This window comes from Mesobacillus sp. (genome assembly GCF_047739415.1).
GTDB lineage: Bacteria > Bacillota > Bacilli > Bacillales > Cytobacillaceae > Mesobacillus.
In genome coordinates this window covers 14186-31732 of sequence record NZ_JBIQOE010000263.1, presented here as the reverse complement: position 1 = coordinate 31732, position 17547 = coordinate 14186, and the positions used below count along the sequence as shown (strand labels likewise).

Sequence of the window (17547 nt, the reverse complement as noted above, 5' to 3'; positions counted from 1 at the left end):
TTAAATGAAGTAACCCGCCGCGTAAAAGCAGTCGCTGAGGGGGCAGCCCTTGCAACTGGTGCAAAGCTGAATGTTATTGCCTTCCAAAATGAAGTCGATAATATTCTATTGAATGATCGATATAATGAAGTTTTTAAAAATGTCATTGAAGAACTTGGAGAAAAAGTTGCCACTGATGAAAGGGACGGAATTGGCTCAACCGATGCCGGCAATATCAGCCAGGTCTTACCCACTATTCATCCTTACATCAAGATTGGTCCAGACAATCTCGTGGCCCACACCGTTCCTTTCAGGGAAGCAGCTGCTTCTCCACAAGGTGATCAAGCCTTGTTAAAAGGGGCCAAAGCACTCGCTTTGACGGCATTTCAATTAATCACAGACCAGGATTTATTAAAAGATATAAAGGCTGAATTCGAGATTAGAAAAGCAGCAGAAAACAAATAATATCGATTTACTTTTATATTCATTACTTATTGCCCCTCTACTAAAATAGGCCCTTGCACAATCGCAAGGGTCTTGTTATATGCTCTAATTTCACCAGCCTTATCGATAAGCTTCTCGTCCAATCAAACTAAAGAACAGAAGCCGCCCCCATGTCCCCGAAAAAAATTAGTGGATTTGATGTAAACAAGATGTATAGTTAACTCATAGGGGGAAATTTATGGAAAAAATAATCAGTTAACTAGACATTTTGATTTGGACTAGATAAAGGTTTTGGCCATGCTGGTCGTGTTTCTTTACCATTGTTCGATGTTTTTTAATTCATTTGATTGGCACATCAAAAACAAGTCAATTAATCATACATATATAGAAGTATTTTCTCTTTTAGTAGGGAATTGGATTATGCCGATTTTCTTTGTGGTGTCGGGAATAGCTACTTATTACGCTTTAAATAGAAGAAATCCGAAAAGTTTTCTCAAAGAAAGACTTTTACGGCTTGGACTTCCCTTACTTTTGGGAATCTTCCTGTTGTCGCCTCCCCAAGTGTATATTGAAAGAATAACGAACCATCAATTCATAGGCTCCCTTCTGGAATTCTTTCCTCATTATTTTGACGGACTCTATTTGGAAATAGGCGGAAACGGGAACTTTGCATTCTTTGGACATCACCTGTGGTATCTTTTAATGTTACTGATATTCTCGGTCATTACGCTGCCTTTTTTCCTAAAGACCAAGAGAATGGCAGCTGGTAAGGAATTTAATATTCTCCATTATTTATTCATCCCTATCCCTCTATCAATCGCCGCTTTGACTGTCAACAATTTTGTAAATCTAGCGAGCTGGGGAATGATCTTTTATTTACTATTATATATTTTTGGATTTTATTTTTTTGCCAGAGAATCGTTACGGGGATTTGTCCGTAAAATAGGATTCTTAGCTGGTGCTTTAAGTATACTTACTACTGCTTCCTATATATCATGGGTATTTTTCTATGGGTTTCCCATAAAGATATCAATTGGTTGGGCACTGTTTATGATGATTCGTGTCCTATTAGTATGGAACATGATTTTCTTCATCCTATACTTATACTTAGGTGATAAGTATTTGAACGTGTCCAATAGAACATTGAAATATTCGAGTGAAGCGTCTATGCCGTTTTATGTGCTTCATCAACCTATCATCATTCTTTTAGGATTTTTCATCTATAAACTGGAATGGACTGTCCCTGTAAAATTAATCTTTTTAATATCAGCAGCATTTTTAATCATTATGGGCTTCTACGAGCTGATCATTAGACGAGTAAATATTCTGCGTGCTCTATTTGGATTAAAAGCAAACCAGTCTGGTGGCGGTCCTATTGTGCCAAATACTACAGGGACATACGACCGTAATGAGATTAGCAAAAAATAAATCAATCGTGTGCTTTGAAAAGTAAAAATTTCAGAAACCATAATTGAATCGCGAAGAGGACATGGGGACAGGCGCTATGCCTGTCCTCTATTTCAAGCACAAAAAATCATATCAACGTCCCCTAATTTTCCTGTCTAATATTTTTACTTTTTGCACCAACTCATTTCCAATCTATATTTTCAGATTACAAAAGCAACTGCTAAGGTTTGGATGCTTGCGATGATACCGAAAACCATCCCTCTTCCGTATAAAGCTCCGTAGCATCCTGAGACCAGAACGATGCAGCTAATGACATATATGCTTCTATTCTTTTGCTTCAGCCACGCTGATCAAAAAATCAATTGCTTCCATTTCTTCCTTTGTCAAATACCGTCCTATATCCGGATTTTTCAATATTGCTTTTGCTTGCTCGATCTTCATCAGATTCTCTCCTGAACTCAAATTCATACCTTTTTACTATCGGATGAAAGCGGCAATTTTTTTAACGGCGGCAAATGAAAATATCGCCTTTAAACAAAACCCCTAAAAGAGTACAACAACGCGAACTGCTTTCCATTAATTCTAAAAATACTAAAAATTTAATTGACTTGTGAAGAGCAAATATATATAGTAATTTGTATTATTCTTCTTTTGGGTTCTATGAATAGATAGATTTAAACCCTCTTGTGATAGACTGAACAAGACATTTTTCTATTTCCTTCACTTCATATAAGGCTTGATTGAAATTCCTCCCTACCCAACTGAAGAAGAGCTTAAATCAGAATTCACAACATCAAGAAGAGGAGACAAGTGTATATGCAGCAAAAAATATCGTTTTCAACCTATGCCCTGATTGGGACCATGCTATTTGGAATGTACTTTGGAGCGGGGAATTTGATTTTCCCTATTCAACTAGGACAGCTGGCAGGCACGAACTTCTGGCTTGCATTAATTGGCTTCCTGGTAACTGCCATCGGCCTTCCTTTTTTAGGCATATTGGCGATTGGCCTTTCGGGTAGCACCGGCCTGCGTGATTTAGCCAGCAGAGTACATCCTATTTTTGGAGTCGGCTTTGCCACCGTTCTTTACTTGACGATTGGACCCTTTTTCGCGATTCCAAGGACTGCCACTGTTCCGTTCGTTGTTGGTTTTGAACCCTACATTGATCCAGGACAAGCTGGTATATGGCTAGGAGTTTTCAGTTTCGCCTTCTTTGCCATCGTTTACTTTTTCTCACTGCATCCTGCGAAGGTCATGGACTATATTGGAAAATACCTAACACCCGCTTTTCTCGTATTTTTATTTTTACTAATTGGGATTTCCGTTATCAAGCCAATGGGCAGCTTTGGGGAACCGAACGGTGCTTATACAAATTTGGCTTTTATCACAGGATTTAAAGAAGGATATAATACAATGGATGCCCTTGCATCCCTGGCATTCGGGATTGTTGTCATTAATGCCATTAAAGGGCAAGGAATCACCAGAACAAAGGATATTGCCAGGGCTACCTTGAAATCAGGTATCTTTGCAATGACATTGATGATGCTGATATACGGACTTATAACTTACATGGGGGCATCTAGCGTAGTGGCTATTGGAACATTCGAGAATGGCGGACAGATTTTCTCTGCAGTCGCCAAACACTATTTTGGTCCCTTCGGTGCAATCTTGCTGGCTATGATTATTGTTCTGGCATGTTTAAAAACAAGCATTGGGCTAATCACGGCCTGCAGCGAGTTTTTTCATGATTTATTGCCAAAGGTTTCATATCAAAGGTTTGTGCTTCTTCTTTGCATCGTTTCTTTCACAATCGCAAATTTTGGTTTGAACAATATCATTCAATTTGCTGTACCGGTTTTAATGTTCTTGTACCCATTAGCTATCATCCTTATCTTATTAACTCTTATATCACCGCTTTTCGGAAATCAGCAAAGCGTATACGCTGCTTCAATAGCGATGACGTTCTTCGTGAGTTTTTTTGATGGCTATAGCGCATTAGTCGCCAATCTGCCAAATATAAATATTCCATTATTCAATTCTGTAACGTCAATATATGTGGAGCATCTTCCACTATACGATATAGGTCTTGGCTGGATCCTGCCCGCGTTCATTGGTGCAATCATCGGTTATATTTTGCCTAAAGCTCATTTACCCGTGAAAAAACACCAAAAAGAACTGTAGATTTCTCTGCAGTTCTTTTTCTTTTCTTGGTCTTCAATTTTAAAAAAATCTTCAAGTGGCTCTCCAATAAAATTCAGAAGCAAATCATTTATTTTGTTTCCGTTGAGCTTTTAATGCTACCTTTTCAAAACCATTTCCTCTTTCCTCCGCAAATTCAATATCCGCTTTTGGAAGAGCTTTATCATGCTTAGGTTTCTTTTTCGCCATATGATCACCCCCTTTGTATATTTCAGGCTTTGTGGTATAGAAACTCTCTATGGGACTTTTCTGCGGATTCTTCCTCATTTTGGGCTTATAGAATCTTTCTATGTGACCTTTTTGAGGGTTTATTTCTATGTGACCTTTTTTCAGGTTCCTCCTTGTTTCGGGCTTATAGAATTTTTCTATGTGACCTTTTTGCGGGTTCCTCCTTGTTTCGGGCTTATAGAATCTTTCTATGTGACCTTTTTGCGGGTTCCTCCTTTTTTCGGGCTTATAGAATTTTTCTATGTGACCTTTTTGCGGGTTTATCCTCGTTTCGGGCTTATAGAATTTTTCTATGTGACTTGTTCGTGGTTTCAACCACCAGAAAAGATGTGATCCTTGCTATCTAAACAACCTGGCTTTAGTTTTTGTTCTTTTTAGGCTGATATGCTTTTATTTTCACTAAAAAACTTCTACCGTTTATAAGGATTATGAACGGGTATGTTTTAGATAATAATAATCCTATCCAAACAAGGTTGTTTGGAAGAAAGGGGTCTGATTGTGAAAAAGAAACTTTTGTATGGAATCCCATTGGCACTAGCGATTTTTATTGGAGGTTGTTCCGCAGAGACGGACCAGGAAAATGAACCACCTGTCGAGGATACGGAAAACGATGTGGAAGATGAAGATTTCAAACTGGATGATGATAAATCAGATAGCGATGGGAAGTAAGAAATCATGACCTTTCACCTTTTCAAAAAATGCTGTTTCTTCAATAATGAAGGAACAGCATTTTTCATTGTTATGGTTTGTAAGTGATTGCCTGTTTTCCAAACTGCTCCCAGCCTGCAACGAACTCTTCTTTTGAGAGCTTAGTGTTTTTATCGCCAAGCGGATCATTGACATAAACATTTTTTTCATCAAAGCCGGTGACCAAAACCGAATGCCATTTGTAAGTGATTTTTTCTTTGCCTTTTTTCGTATTCCATGTTTCCCAGTGCTTTTCTGGAACAAGTGCAAATGTACTTGGGACCAGCACCCATACTGGCCTGCCGTCTGCAACGTGTTTCTCCACTTCTTTGAATTCTTCTCCGGTCAGGTCTAATATCTTTCCAGGAAGATATTCTTCTCCCAATTCTGCTACAGGGCCATGGTAGACACCAAGTCCCGGCTTGTCCAATGTTTTCATATTACCTACAAACCCCTCACCCGGGTGTCCCTTCAGTCCGTCTTTTTCAAATGGAACTCGGTCGATTTCCTTTGATAACTTCATCTTCCCAACATCCTTGCCCGCATGCTGTAAAAGCATAGCAAGTGTTGTGACCTCACAGCCTCGCTCTAACTCAGGCAATTGGGATATATGGGGAGCATCAAGTTTCACTTTTGATTCACTATTTTCATTTGAGTTCTGCGTCTCAGTTTGTTGCTTTTCTTCAGAGGCCGGTTCTGATTCAGGAGGCGGAGTCTCAGCTCCAGAGCACCCTGCAAGCATTATGATCAACGGTAAAATAACTTTTCTCAACCTTCTTCTCTCCTTGTAGCAATGATTCGTTTTTGTCTTTAAAACCTTCTAATTGTAAAAAAACCTTAGTACCGAAACGGTTCTAAGGTTTTATCCTGCGTTATTCTTCAACAGACTCCTCGATGATCTGCTGTTCTTCTTCGGTTAATTCCTCGTCATTCTCGGTAGTACCTTCTCTTGGTTCATCAGGTAATTCGTGTGTTCCATCTGGTGCCGGAGGAGCTTGTTCATCCTGTTCCATCACCGGATCTTCTTCCGGCGGGGGCTCTTCAGTGGCTCCGCAACCGGCAAGCAATAGGCCTGTCCCCAACGTGAATGAAAGCATTAAGTTTCTTTTCTTCATGTTGCCACTCCTTCCTATTACACTCTTATATACTTATAGCCTAACTGGATGCTGGTAAACATTCTCCCAGGAGATATGGGATGTAAAAATTGGAACACCGGTACACGTTAGAAAAAGAAAAACTGCAAGCTACCTGGCCTGCAGTTTTTCATCATTATAAAGGTTTCCCAGCATCGTTTTTTGCACTAAGCTTTTTTCGCCCTGTAAACATCGGAACTAATATTGTCAGCAAGCTTACAATGATCAGTGTCAGCGCGATTGGCTTATCCATAAAGATGGCCAGGCTTCCGTTTGAGATCGTCAACGTTTGCCTGAAAGCTTGTTCCATCATTCCTCCAAGAATAAAGGCGAGGATGAACGGTGCTGCCGGAAACGAAAACATCCTCATCAAAAATCCTATAACCCCAAATGCGACTAACATATACAAATCGAAAGTGTTAAAGCTTATGGCATATACCCCAATCAAGCTGAAAATGATCACAAGTGAGATTAATAGCGGTCTTGGAATCCTGAGTACCCTCGCGATATAAGGAATCAACGGAAGGTTCAGGATTAACAGAAAGATATTCCCGATATACATACTGGCGATGATTCCCCAGAATACTTCTGGACGATCCTGAATCAATAGTGGACCCGGCTGAACGCCTAATACTAAAAATGCTCCCAATAGAACGGCTGTTGTCCCCGACCCTGGAATCCCCAGGCTGAGAAGTGGCACAAATGCTCCTCCAGTTGCGGCATTATTCGCTGTTTCAGGTGCCGTAAGTCCTTTGATTGAACCCTTTCCGAATTCTTCTGGGTTTTTCGCCAGCTTCTTTTCCGTAATATAAGCAATGAAGGAAGCGATTGTTGCTCCTGCTCCTGGCAAGACACCGATGAGAAAGCCCAGAAAGGATTGCCTTGCCATCGGTCCGCTCATTTCCTTTACATCCTGCTTGGATAGACGCAGGCTGCCAATTTCTTTATTGTCGCTCATTGAATTGTCTTTTCGATTCAAGACAAGTGTACTGACCTCCGCCAAAGCGAATAACCCCAGTGCGATGACCAGGAAGTCGATTCCCTCGAGAAGATTCGGGTTGCCAAACGTGAACCTGCTAGTCCCAGTCTGACTGTCGATTCCAATTGTCACTACGATAAACCCTAGGGTTGCCGAGATGAATGCCTTGATAGTTGATCCATCTGACAAACTTGAAATGGCTGTCAGCCCCATGAACATCAAGGCGAAATATTCAGCCGGTCCGAATGATACAGCTACTGCTGATAAAATTGGCGTGAATAACATGAGCAAAATGACACTGACTGTTCCGCCTGTAAAAGAGGCAATTGCCGCAATTGCCAGCGCCTTACCTGCTTTACCCTGCTGAGCCATCGGATATCCGTCAAACGCTGTTGCAACCGTCCCAGCAACACCCGGTGCGTTCAAGAGGATTGAAGAACTTGAGCCTCCAAAGATGGCACCATAATAAACCCCGGCCATCATAACCAGTGCTACCGTGGGATCCATGCTATAAGTAATCGGGATCATGATCGCAATTGCGCTGATTGGCCCCAATCCTGGCATCATTCCGATGAATGTACCTACAAAAACACCGATAAATACAAATAAAATTCCCTGTAAACTAAATGCTACTTGAAATCCTGACATTAAACCTTGAAATGCATCCATGCTCTACCCTCCTTTACAACGGGATAATTCCTGCTGGCAAATTAATTTTCAAAAGATAGTTGAATAATCCATAAATAACTAACGAAAATCCAATCGATACTATTGCATTCGTTACATGCTTTCTATATCCAAGGAATAATGAACATCCAAAGATAAACAAAGCAGTCATGATTAAAAAGCCAATGATTTCTAATAGGAAAATATAGATTAATATAAAAACAACAACCGCTAATAACAATAGAACATTCTCTTTACTGATAGTACGCTTTAGCTTTTCTGCTTCAGTCTCTTCTTTTTTATCTAAATAAAGAAGGACAGCGAAAAACAGCAAAAGAAAGCCTAGACCCTTTGGGACAACATCCGCATCAATAATGGCATTAGGATATTTCGGCAGGTTAAAGCTTAATAGCAAATAGAAGCCTGCTAGAATTGCCAGGATAACGGCAACTTTTTGATTGATCCTTATAAGCAATGGTGGTCACCTCTTCTAATAGAATGAAAGATAGAACAGGCAAATCTGCTCTATCTTCCGATACGTTTACTTTTATTCAGACTGGAAGTTAGCGTGACAACCCTAGCTCTTCAAGAAGCTGTTTCATGTCTTCCGCTTCTTTTTTCAAGAACTCGCTGTACTCTTCACTATCCATGTAAAGTTCTCCCCATCCATACTTCTTGCGAATTTCATCCCACGCAGGCGAGTCGCTTAGCTCTTTGAATTTTTCTTCATAGTACTTAACGGCTGCAGGGTCCATTCCCGGAGGTCCGAAGAAGCCTCTCCAGTTTACAAACGTTTCATCAATTCCCTGTTCCTTGGCTGTTTGGAAGTCAGATAAGACTTCTCCTTCCAGTCTCTCCTCAGAAGTGATACCGAGAACTTTGATTTTTCCGGCTTTTACTTGTTCAATCGTTTCTGCTACACCTGTTGTATAAACATCCACGCTTCCATTCAATACAGCAGTTAAACCGCCCGCATCCGGGTCAGAAATATACTTAATTTTAGTTACATCAACGCCAGCAGCCTTAGCAATCTTCACAAACTGCATATGATCCATACTGCCCGGTGATGAAGTTCCAATAACGCTGACGCTTGCAGGATCCTTTTTCATATCTTCAAACAGATCATTCAGGTTATTCCACTTCGCATCTGCCTTAACAACGAATGCGCCGTAGTCTGCAATTACGTTCGCAAGCGGGGTGAAGTCTTCATAACCATATTCAGATTGTCCATTTAAAGGCACTAAAATTAATGGAGGAGATGCAACAAACATATTGTGCTCGCTGTCCTTTTTACCGGCGATATAAGCCCATCCGATGGCTCCCCCTCCACCAGCTTTATTGACAACCGGCAAACGCTTGTCAATGATTTTCTCCTGTTCGAAAACTTGCGAAGCCATACGTGCTGTTGTATCCCAACCGCCGCCTGGTCCAGCTGGAGCCGTAATTTCAATCGGTTGAGTCGGTTTCCATTCCCCATTTTCCCCTGTTGCATTGCCGTCGCCAGCAGACTGGTTCGAACATCCTGCTGCCAGCAGCATCGTGAATGCCGTAGCCGTCGCTAAAAACTTTTTCATTTTGTTTCCCCCTTTGTAAGATCAAACTTCCATCCTAAAAGCTATGTTAATTCAGAATAATTAAAATGTAACCGTTTACAATTTTACTTGCATAAAAATCTTTTTGGGTATTTTGTTCATTTTGTTCACAGGGCTTTCCAAATTGGATTGCGAGTATTGAAATGCATATAAAAAAACATCTCCTTTAAAGGAGATGCATCAAATCAAATAGTATTTTCGCTCGGGCCTTCCAACAATTCCGTATTCTAGTTCAGCCTTTGCCTTGCCTACAGAAATTAAGTATTCCAAATATCTTCTGGCTGTTGTTCTTGAAGCGCCTAAATGTTCACTTAAATCCTCCGCGTTAATGCCACTTGTTAGTGAACTTAATGTTTCCTCTACTTTTTCGAGAGTTAACGGGTCGATTCCTTTTGGCAGAAAATCGGTTTCTCCGACAGCCTGCCCTCCGGTAAATACCTGGTCGATTACAGCCTGGTTAAATTCCTCATTCGACTCCATTAGTTCCCTGCGCCTTACAACCTTTTCCAGAGCTTCCTTGAATCGTTCAAAAGTGACCGGCTTTACTATATAATCAACTACTCCATTGCGGATCGAAGGTTCCACTACTTTACGTTCTGTAGAAGCAGTAATCAAGATAATATCCAAATTCTCGAACCTTTTTCTTAAAACTGGCAGCATTGATACACCGTTACGGTCCGGAAGATAGTTATCCAGCAATAATACATCTACCTCTTTATTTTCCAAAAGCTCAACGGCTTCCTTTGCATTCAATGCTTTACCAACGACCGCAATACCCTCAATTTTCTCTAAAAACTGTTCATGAATTGATGCAACCCTGAAATCATCTTCAGCAATAGCTGCCTTGATCATCTTCATCACCCCTTCTCCCTGTTCTCAATCTTCCTGCAGTCCCTAATTTGCAACATTGCGCCTTTTTTTCGGCAAGTAAACAGTCAATATCGATCCTTTGCCTGATTTAGATTTAACCTCAATGTTTCCTTGAAGTTTGTCAATTGCCTGCTTTACAATTGCCAGGCCGTAGCCACGATTTTTTTCCCCTTTCGTAGAAAAGCCTGTTTCGAATATTTTATCTGTTTCCTTGACCGGAATCCCCGGTCCATTATCATATACTTCAATGATCAAGTCCTCACCCAGATCGATTGCGAAGAATGTCACCTCACCCGTTTTGTTCCCTTCTACAGCATCGAATGCATTGTCAATCAGGTTCCCGATGATCGATATTACATCTGTATACGGAATATGTGCGGGCAGCGGACCCATACTGCTATTCTCATCAATGATGAACTGTATTTTTTTCTCAGAAGCTTTTCCCAGCTTACCTAATAATAGTGCCTGTATTTTCGTATCAAAGATTTGGTCAAATATAATTTTGTTCTGACTTTCATGAACTTCCGATTCTGCCTGGATCATTTCAATTGCCTCGTCATGCTTACCCAATTGGAGCAAACCTGAAAGCACATAGAGCTTGTTAGAAAATTCATGTGTTTGGGCCCGTAAATCCTCAGAATACCTTTGAACTTCCGTCAAAGTTTCGAGCATATTATTGATTTCCGTTTTATCCCGAAATGTTGATACTACCCCGATCACTTCACCGTTATCAAAAATTGGAGTGCGGTTAATGATCATATCTCTATTTCTCAATGTAATTTCATGATCACGGTCCGGTTTTCCTGATTCCAGCACACGATAGACACCGGTATTGGGGATGATCATTTCTATCTTTTGATTTAAGCTGTCCTCTTGTATATCTAATAGTTCCTTTGCAGATTGGTTAATCATTGTAATATAACCATCTTTATCGACTGAGATAATACCTTCTTTTATCGAATAAAGGATTGCATTCCGCTCAAGGTACAAAGACGTCATTTCATGAGGCTCCAAGCCTAGAGTTGTCCTCCGGATGTTTTTAGCCAAAAGATAGCTTGCGAGAATGCCAATCATCACGACGATTAATGAAATGAACCCAATTTCTTTTCCCCTCTGAAAAGCGTCCGCCTGCAGGTCAGCAATCATATAACCAACTGATATGATGCCGACTATCTCCCCTTGCTGATTTCTGATAGGGCCCTTTCCCCTAATTGACTGGCCAAGGGATCCCTTCGCTTTCGATATATAAAACTCACCTTTTAATGCAGGGCTGTTATCTCCTCCAACCATTGTTAGGCCAAGTTTCTTCTCATCTGGATGCGCATACCTGAGTCCGTCTCTATTACCTACAACAATGAATTGAGCCCCCGTTTCCCTCCTGATTTGATTCATGAGAGGCTGGAGTGTTTTAGAGGGATCATCATGCTCAAAAGCAAGAATTACCGTTGGCATCGAAGCTACAGTTTTAGCCAATTGAAGCGCCTGGTTTCCCCTCTGCTTTTCAACCTGCTTATATTCAATCACCAGTGAAATGACAAGGAAAATGGAGATGATAAACACGGTATTCAAAATATTTGAGCCAATGATTTTCGTTTGCAGGGACATTGGAAGTTTTTTTCGTTTCATGACTCCCCCGGTAAAAAATTATTATAAATCTATTAATATTCTAATTATTTTTACCATTCTTGTCACCCTAATCTATCAAGTTTGAAGACCCTGGCGCTTTTTTACATTGATGATGGAAGAAATATTGCTTCCAAAAGTGTTGATTCCCAGATGGCTATCCTTGCTGGTGCTAGTTTGTCTGTACGCTAACGGGGAATACTGTTGAAAAAACTCTATTGGACAAGCCGGACAGCTTATTCGCCATTTCTGTCCGTTAGAAGAACTCTATCGGACAAAACGATTGGCCTTTTCGTGATTTTTGTCCGTTAGAAGGGCTCTATCGGACAAAACGAGCAGCCTTTTCGCAATTCTTGTCCATTAGAAGGGCTCTATCGGACAAAACACCGGCCTTATCGTAATTTTTGTCCGTTAGTTTGATATTAGTGTCCACTAAAAAACTGAAGGCCTGCTCAATTCACAATTTGTTTGCATATTGGGGAAATCAACCATTTAAAGGGGGGTTAAAATGAAATTAAGTGTTCTTGACCAATCTGTCATCAGCAAAGGGGATTCAGCTGGGCAAGCTTTAAGAAAGACGGTGGAGTTGGCACAAATTACTGAAGATCTTGGGTACACCAGGTTCTGGGTGGCAGAACATCATAATACTAATGGCATCGCTGGTTCCTCTCCAGAAGTACTGATTTCCCATATAGCATCCAGGACTCGAAAAATCAGAGTAGGTTCTGGAGGTGTTCTGCTTCCGCAATACAGTCCTTATAAAGTCGCGGAAAATTTCAAAGTTCTGGAGGCGCTGTTCCCGAACCGTATTGATGCGGGATTAGGACGTTCTCCGGGAGGGTCAGCCACGACAAGGCTTGCATTGACTGATGGGCTGCGGAAAAGCCTTAACGAATTCCCGAGACAGGTTAAAGACCTGCAGGGATTTTTAAGAAATGATTTACCCGGAGACCACCCATACCAACAGGTAAAAGCCTACCCAGAAGTGTCCGGTTCTCCTGAATTATGGCTATTAGGGATTACACATCGAGGTGCGAGACTCGCTGCCGAACATGGAACAGCTTTTACATATGGCCACTTCATTACGCCAGTTAACGGTGAACGAGCGCTGGAACAATATTATCGCGAATTTCAACCATCGCCTATACTGGATAAGCCTAAAGCAAATGCCTGTGTATTCGTGGTTTGCGCGGAAACCCAGGATAAGGCTGAAGAACTGGCTTTGAGCCAGGATTTATGGCTTTTGCGAGTAGAAAAAGGAATGGATACGAGAATTCCGTCGCTGAAGGAGGCGAGGAACACTCCATTAACAGTTGGCGATCGATCTAAGATCCTCGAAAATCGTAAACGGATGATCATTGGAACACCAGAACAAGTAAGAGACGAACTTTTGAAGCTTAGCGAAGTATACAGGACTGAAGAGTTCATGATTATCAATAATTTGTATAGCTTCGAGGATAAGGTAAATACATACGCATTGTTGGCTGACGCCTTGTTTTAAGAAGGGGGAATCCCCCTTCCTGTTATTCCTTTAAATCTTTTTTAGTCATTTCGCTTCGGATATTCACATCTTTGGATATATTTCTCTCTTTATTGTTAGGATATTTGTTTTTACGTTCACGGTTATCGTTACGATTTGTCATGGGTATCCCTCTTTCTTATTTTTTACGGTTTTTTCCAGAATTGATGTCCTGGTCATTGCCTAGCTCACCGTTCGTGCGACCTTTTTCCTTTGCGATCTTTCCGCCCAACCTTACATTAGGCTGGCTAATTTCTTTTTCATTCATGATTGTCACCCCCACTTTTAAGATGCTCAATTTTCAAAAATAAAATTTCGGAAAATAAATCTTTGTCATTGCACTTCGATTCTGTTATGTAATATAATTTAATTAAATATTCTGTTATATAACAACTAAATTGGAGAGAGGTAGAAACATGACTAAAACGGATGCAATTGCACGGAGGATTTTGGGCTGGAAGCTTAACAGATGGGATCGCTGGTATGATTATGAAAAAGGTGTATTTATCAATGATTCCGAATTCCAGCCGGAGCGTAACCTTGTACATGCGATGCTGGTTGTCGAGAGACTGGAGAAATTAGGCTACAGCTTCTCATCTAATGGAGTTTCCGTGGCCGCTTTTAATCAATTCAAAGGTACGGGGGAAAATCTGCCTGAAGCAATCACAAATGCTGCCTATGCCATCATTGAAAATGACTCAGTTGTGTCCAGTACTTCCCTGTGGCGCAAGCTTTCGTAATGCAAAAAGAGCTGCCATCCACACCTTGGATGACAGCTCTTTTGAATTATTCCAACTTTTCATCCTTCCCTGCCAGCCAGAAGGCCGCGACAATCGATGCGATAATGACAATGAAAGGCGCATAAAACATTGTGAATTCAGCCATTTTCAAACCTCCTAAGCGTGGTCGTTCCTTTTCCCCTGGACATAGTCTTTATTAAATAAAAACAACCTCAGCAGCAAGTACAGTGACGGAAGCAGAAGCCCCAGCCCTGCAATGAACGCGATGATGAGCGCAATCGCCATCGCTTCATTTGTAAAGCTGTCGTATATGCTCAGAAACGGATATAACAGATACGGGTAATGGGAAACTCCATACGCAAAGAAAGCAACAAAGAATTGCCCGGTCAATAGTCCGAATGCCACTCCGTATGCCTTGCGTTTCCCAATCAGATACACTGTTCCTAAAAATAGGATGAAGGAGATGGCAAACAGCCACCAAAGATCAACCAATCTGCTGTAATGCTCAGGGTTATGGCCCCTCAGTTCCACGATGATTCCTGTTGCAGTAATGATTGCCGGCACAGACCAAATCAAGGCATACTTCCTCAGCAGTTCCGTAGCCGGTTCATCCTGTGCCTTATTCGCATACCAGGTTAAAAATACGGCAGATATATAAAGGACTGCAGTCAGACTCAGAACAACAATGCTCCAGGTCAAAGGACTGGTGAAAAGTGCCCAGTAGTCCAACTCAATCCCTGAGGACGTCTCTTCTACGAAGCCTCCCTCTGAAATCGTCAGCACGATCGATAGGGAGGCAGGGATGAACAAGCCCGTGAGTCCATACAAATACGTGTACCTCTTGTGCTTCAGTCCACCGTAAGTCGTGAACGCATAATAAGCTCCGCGGATCGCCAGTAAAACAACCCCAATGCTGGCCGGAACGAGCAGGATGGTTCCATAGTAATAAGCTGTTTTCGGAAAGAACCCGACAATTCCCACGAAGAAAAATACAAGGAATACATTCGTGACTTCCCAAACAGGCGATAAATAACGCTGAATAATCCCTGTCAGGATATGCTGCTTTCCTCTGAACAGGCTATAGGCATTGAAAAAACCTGCTCCGAAATCGATGGAGGCGACGATGACATACCCAAAAAGAAAGAGCCAAAGAACCGAAATCCCTATTATTTCAAGTGTCATCGAAACTCACCTTCCTTCTCCAATTCCCTGTCTGTCAGTTCCTGTTCAACTGTATTTTTCCGGAACATCCTTGTTAATACAACGGTGCTGCCAATGGCAAGAATCAAGTATAAACCTGCAAACAGGAGCAGCATCAAATCGACCTGTCCGCTCGTGGTTGCTGCATCCTCAACCTTCATGATTCCTCTAAGGATCCATGGCTGCCTTCCGACTTCAGCGAACCACCAGCCAAGTTCAATCGCAAGCATTGAAAGCGGTCCCCCGAAGACAATCAGCCAGCGGTACCATCTTGTCCTGATAAAGCTCCATTTCATCCATACACCGACCACATAGACAAGCGAAAGGGCCGTCATCCACATCCCGATTGTCACCATTCCATCAAACAAATAATGAATGTACAAAGGGGGGATCTCGTCTTCAGGAAATTCATTCAGACCGATCACTTCTGCGTTAGGATCGCTGTGAGCGAGAATACTGAGTGCATATGGAATTTTAAGCGCATATTTTACTTCGCCATCATCAAGAACACCATACAACATCAACGGCGCACCCTCTTTTGTCTCGAAGTGCCATTCCGCTGCCGCCAGCTTTTCCGGCTGGTATTCAGCGAGGTATTTCCCTGAAAAATCCCCGATGACCGCAGCAGCAATTGAAAAAATAAGACCGATTTTCATCGTTAAAAATAACGCTTTTTTATGGTAGATATGATCCGATCCTTTTAAAAGTCGGAAGGCGCCAATCGAAGCGAGTACAAAAGCTGATGTCATATAAGCTGTCGCCAGCACATGAGCGACCTTCGTCGGCATCGCCGGGTTGAACATCGCAAGAACTGGATTGATATTGACCAGCTGGCCGTTCACAAGGTCAAAGCCTTGCGGCGCATTCATGAAGGCATTGACAATTGTGATGAACACAGCTGAAAAGGATGCTCCCACCGCAACCGGAATCAATAGCAGCAAGTGTTTCTTCTGATTTTCAAACCGGTCCCAAGTATAGAGATAAATTCCCAGGAAAATTGCTTCAAAGAAGAACGCAAAGGTTTCCATGAACAGCGGTAGAGCGATCACGTTTCCCGCCAGTTCCATAAAATTAGGCCAGAGCAATGACAGCTGCAGGCCAATCGCCGTTCCAGTCACAACTCCAACCGCAACGGTGATGACAAAGCCGCGCGTCCATCTTCTTGCCAGCAAAATATAATGCTCATCCTGTTTTTTGATTCCCAGCCACTGAGCGATCATGATCATTAACGGTATTCCCACTCCGATGGTGGCATAAATAATATGGAAGGATAATGTAAGCTCCGTTAAAACACGACTAAAAAAAACTGATTCTTCATTCCCCATTCTTCAATACCCCTTTTCTATCCGGCAAAAATTCTTCCGATAAAAGACAGGCCCATGATTGCCGCCACAATAAAAGCAAGCCACATAAGCACTCTTTCTTGTTTTTTATACATAAAGTCACCTCGAGAGTTTGTTCACCAAATCACATTTTTGTGCAGCCTCTGACCTAATCTTTTATACATTATAAATGTGAGAGAAATATGTTATATAATCCATTTTAGCGTCTTTCATTTTATTCCCATTCTCAAAGGTGTTAAAACGAGAAATCAGGATATTATTAGTGTGCCAGTTCTTGTATTTCTAGCTTTTCTTTATACCTTTGGAAAAACCAGATAACAACTGCCACCCACAAGCCGCTGGCAAGGAAGCCGCCGATAATATCACTCGGATAATGGACACCTAAATAAACCTTGCTCAACCCAATCGCTAAGATCATAAAGGTGCTAAGGAGGATGACAGCGATTCTCCCCATCCGGGTTGGGACATGGCGCCAGAGCAGGAAGGCAAGGATGCTATAAAAAGAAAAAGCATTCATCGCATGGCCGCTCGGAAAACTGTATCCCCCTATTTCAATCAGCCTGTTAAAGTCCGGACGGGCGCGATGAAAATACAGTTTCAGCAACCTGTTCAAAATCGGTGTAATATATACAACAGACAGGAAAACAAGGATTTCCCAGCCTGTATTTTAACACGTAAAAAAGAAATAGGAAAATTGGAATGGTCAGGATTACAATAAATTTTAAGGAGCCAATATATGTAAGGAATTTCATGGCCGCTGTCAGGCCTTCTGCTTCGAGCCCCTGCACCCTATCAATGACAACCCGGTCGAATGCAACAAGATGTTCTGCCTGTACCATGTAAGACATTAGAATAAAACCGAATAATGAACCAAAAAAGGCAATTAAAAGCTGGAGATTAAACTTCACGAATTATTCCCTCCACTTACGTTTTAATTC

General features: G+C 41.6%; 19 protein-coding genes and 1 pseudogene. 6 read left to right on the top strand and 14 right to left on the bottom strand.

Annotated features, from left to right (window positions below; translation table 11 throughout):
• From ACH0QE_RS20565 to brnQ, 3 genes and pseudogenes are all read left to right on the top strand, one after another.
• A pseudogene (locus ACH0QE_RS20565) lies at positions 1 to 444 on the top strand (amidohydrolase); the annotation flags it as partial.
• Positions 445 to 714: 270 nt separating this feature from the next.
• Positions 715 to 1851 carry an acyltransferase family protein gene (locus ACH0QE_RS20560; protein ID WP_415802329.1) on the top strand — a complete coding sequence of 379 codons (1137 nt, stop codon included), beginning with the start codon at positions 715 to 717 and terminating at the stop codon, positions 1849 to 1851.
• Positions 1852 to 2646: 795 nt separating this feature from the next.
• Positions 2647 to 4011 (top strand): branched-chain amino acid transport system II carrier protein, encoded by a 1365-nt coding sequence (brnQ, locus tag ACH0QE_RS20555; RefSeq protein WP_415802328.1) that lies wholly within the window; start codon positions 2647 to 2649, stop codon positions 4009 to 4011.
• Positions 4012 to 4095: 84 nt separating this feature from the next.
• Here brnQ and ACH0QE_RS20550 read toward each other — a convergent pair whose 3' ends face one another.
• Positions 4096 to 4572: a hypothetical protein gene (locus ACH0QE_RS20550; protein WP_415802327.1), complete on the bottom strand. Its 477-nt coding sequence runs from the start codon at positions 4570 to 4572 to the stop codon at positions 4096 to 4098.
• A gap of 183 nt (positions 4573 to 4755) precedes the next feature.
• Here ACH0QE_RS20550 and ACH0QE_RS20545 point away from each other — a divergent pair, with 183 nt between their 5' ends.
• Positions 4756 to 4926 carry a hypothetical protein gene (locus tag ACH0QE_RS20545; protein ID WP_415802326.1) on the top strand — a complete coding sequence of 57 codons (171 nt, stop codon included), beginning with the start codon at positions 4756 to 4758 and terminating at the stop codon, positions 4924 to 4926.
• A 70-nt stretch (positions 4927 to 4996) separates the two neighbouring features.
• Here the strand turns inward: ACH0QE_RS20545 and ACH0QE_RS20540 are convergent, their stop codons facing one another.
• The 7 genes from ACH0QE_RS20540 to ACH0QE_RS20510 all read right to left on the bottom strand — a co-directional run bounded on the left by ACH0QE_RS20540 (position 4997) and on the right by ACH0QE_RS20510 (position 11810).
• Positions 4997 to 5716, bottom strand: coding sequence for a C39 family peptidase (locus tag ACH0QE_RS20540; RefSeq protein ID WP_415802325.1), 720 nt, complete (start codon positions 5714 to 5716; stop codon positions 4997 to 4999).
• A 100-nt stretch (positions 5717 to 5816) separates the two neighbouring features.
• Entirely contained in the window at positions 5817 to 6059 is a 243-nt protein-coding gene (locus tag ACH0QE_RS20535; RefSeq protein WP_415802324.1) for a hypothetical protein, read from the bottom strand.
• Positions 6060 to 6213: 154 nt separating this feature from the next.
• On the bottom strand, positions 6214 to 7725 hold the full coding sequence (locus ACH0QE_RS20530; RefSeq protein WP_415802323.1) for a tripartite tricarboxylate transporter permease: 1512 nt from the start codon (positions 7723 to 7725) through the stop codon (positions 6214 to 6216).
• Between the two features lie 13 nt (positions 7726 to 7738).
• Complete coding sequence (locus ACH0QE_RS20525; RefSeq protein WP_415802322.1) at positions 7739 to 8197, bottom strand: tripartite tricarboxylate transporter TctB family protein; 459 nt, start codon at positions 8195 to 8197, stop codon at positions 7739 to 7741.
• Between the two features lie 88 nt (positions 8198 to 8285).
• Positions 8286 to 9296, bottom strand: coding sequence for a tripartite tricarboxylate transporter substrate binding protein (locus tag ACH0QE_RS20520; RefSeq protein ID WP_415802321.1), 1011 nt, complete (start codon positions 9294 to 9296; stop codon positions 8286 to 8288).
• 198 nt (positions 9297 to 9494) lie between these two features.
• Entirely contained in the window at positions 9495 to 10166 is a 672-nt protein-coding gene (locus ACH0QE_RS20515) for a response regulator (RefSeq protein ID WP_415802331.1), read from the bottom strand.
• A 42-nt stretch (positions 10167 to 10208) separates the two neighbouring features.
• A complete protein-coding gene (locus tag ACH0QE_RS20510) occupies positions 10209 to 11810 on the bottom strand; it encodes an ATP-binding protein (protein WP_415802320.1) in 1602 nt (533 codons plus the stop codon).
• A gap of 505 nt (positions 11811 to 12315) precedes the next feature.
• On the opposite strand from ACH0QE_RS20510, the gene ACH0QE_RS20505 reads away from it, so the two are divergent.
• Positions 12316 to 13308 carry an LLM class flavin-dependent oxidoreductase gene (locus tag ACH0QE_RS20505; protein ID WP_415802319.1) on the top strand — a complete coding sequence of 331 codons (993 nt, stop codon included), beginning with the start codon at positions 12316 to 12318 and terminating at the stop codon, positions 13306 to 13308.
• A 157-nt stretch (positions 13309 to 13465) separates the two neighbouring features.
• On the opposite strand, the gene ACH0QE_RS20500 is transcribed toward ACH0QE_RS20505, so the two are convergent.
• The gene (locus tag ACH0QE_RS20500; RefSeq protein ID WP_311072390.1) at positions 13466 to 13594 is read right to left on the bottom strand and encodes a hypothetical protein; all 129 of its coding nucleotides are present in this window, start codon (positions 13592 to 13594) and stop codon (positions 13466 to 13468) included.
• 148 nt (positions 13595 to 13742) lie between these two features.
• Here ACH0QE_RS20500 and ACH0QE_RS20495 point away from each other — a divergent pair, with 148 nt between their 5' ends.
• A complete protein-coding gene (locus tag ACH0QE_RS20495) occupies positions 13743 to 14066 on the top strand; it encodes a BC1872 family protein (protein ID WP_415802318.1) in 324 nt (107 codons plus the stop codon).
• 46 nt (positions 14067 to 14112) lie between these two features.
• Here ACH0QE_RS20495 and cydS read toward each other — a convergent pair whose 3' ends face one another.
• The 5 genes from cydS to ACH0QE_RS20470 form a co-directional block, all read right to left on the bottom strand.
• Positions 14113 to 14211 (bottom strand): cytochrome bd oxidase small subunit CydS, encoded by a 99-nt coding sequence (gene cydS / locus ACH0QE_RS20490; RefSeq protein ID WP_415802317.1) that lies wholly within the window; start codon positions 14209 to 14211, stop codon positions 14113 to 14115.
• A gap of 11 nt (positions 14212 to 14222) precedes the next feature.
• Entirely contained in the window at positions 14223 to 15248 is a 1026-nt protein-coding gene (locus ACH0QE_RS20485) for a cytochrome d ubiquinol oxidase subunit II (protein WP_415802316.1), read from the bottom strand.
• Entirely contained in the window at positions 15245 to 16591 is a 1347-nt protein-coding gene (locus tag ACH0QE_RS20480; RefSeq protein WP_415802315.1) for a cytochrome ubiquinol oxidase subunit I, read from the bottom strand. The genes ACH0QE_RS20485 and ACH0QE_RS20480 overlap by 4 nt, the downstream gene beginning before the upstream one ends.
• Positions 16592 to 16868: 277 nt before the next feature.
• On the bottom strand, positions 16869 to 17213 hold the full coding sequence (locus ACH0QE_RS20475; RefSeq protein ID WP_415802314.1) for a phosphatase PAP2 family protein: 345 nt from the start codon (positions 17211 to 17213) through the stop codon (positions 16869 to 16871).
• Positions 17173 to 17517 carry a hypothetical protein gene (locus ACH0QE_RS20470; RefSeq protein ID WP_415802313.1) on the bottom strand — a complete coding sequence of 115 codons (345 nt, stop codon included), beginning with the start codon at positions 17515 to 17517 and terminating at the stop codon, positions 17173 to 17175. Before ACH0QE_RS20470 ends, ACH0QE_RS20475 begins: the two co-directional genes overlap by 41 nt.
• Between the last annotated feature and the right edge of the window lie 30 nt (positions 17518 to 17547).

Bases quoted from the DNA above. Each gene is read 5' to 3' on its own strand.
- brnQ (WP_415802328.1), top strand. From the start codon at position 2,647: ATGCAGCAAAAAATATCGTTTTCAACCTATGCCCTGATTGGGACCATG.
- ACH0QE_RS20535 (WP_415802324.1), bottom strand. From the start codon at position 6,059: ATGAAGAAAAGAAACTTAATGCTTTCATTCACGTTGGGGACAGGCCTA.
- ACH0QE_RS20530 (WP_415802323.1), bottom strand. From the start codon at position 7,725: ATGGATGCATTTCAAGGTTTAATGTCAGGATTTCAAGTAGCATTTAGT.
- ACH0QE_RS20520 (WP_415802321.1), bottom strand. From the start codon at position 9,296: ATGAAAAAGTTTTTAGCGACGGCTACGGCATTCACGATGCTGCTGGCA.
- ACH0QE_RS20515 (WP_415802331.1), bottom strand. From the start codon at position 10,166: ATGATCAAGGCAGCTATTGCTGAAGATGATTTCAGGGTTGCATCAATT.
- ACH0QE_RS20510 (WP_415802320.1), bottom strand. From the start codon at position 11,810: ATGAAACGAAAAAAACTTCCAATGTCCCTGCAAACGAAAATCATTGGC.
- ACH0QE_RS20505 (WP_415802319.1), top strand. From the start codon at position 12,316: ATGAAATTAAGTGTTCTTGACCAATCTGTCATCAGCAAAGGGGATTCA.
- ACH0QE_RS20500 (WP_311072390.1), bottom strand. From the start codon at position 13,594: ATGAATGAAAAAGAAATTAGCCAGCCTAATGTAAGGTTGGGCGGAAAG.
- ACH0QE_RS20495 (WP_415802318.1), top strand. From the start codon at position 13,743: ATGACTAAAACGGATGCAATTGCACGGAGGATTTTGGGCTGGAAGCTT.
- cydS (WP_415802317.1), bottom strand. From the start codon at position 14,211: ATGGCTGAATTCACAATGTTTTATGCGCCTTTCATTGTCATTATCGCA.
- ACH0QE_RS20485 (WP_415802316.1), bottom strand. From the start codon at position 15,248: ATGACACTTGAAATAATAGGGATTTCGGTTCTTTGGCTCTTTCTTTTT.
- ACH0QE_RS20480 (WP_415802315.1), bottom strand. From the start codon at position 16,591: ATGGGGAATGAAGAATCAGTTTTTTTTAGTCGTGTTTTAACGGAGCTT.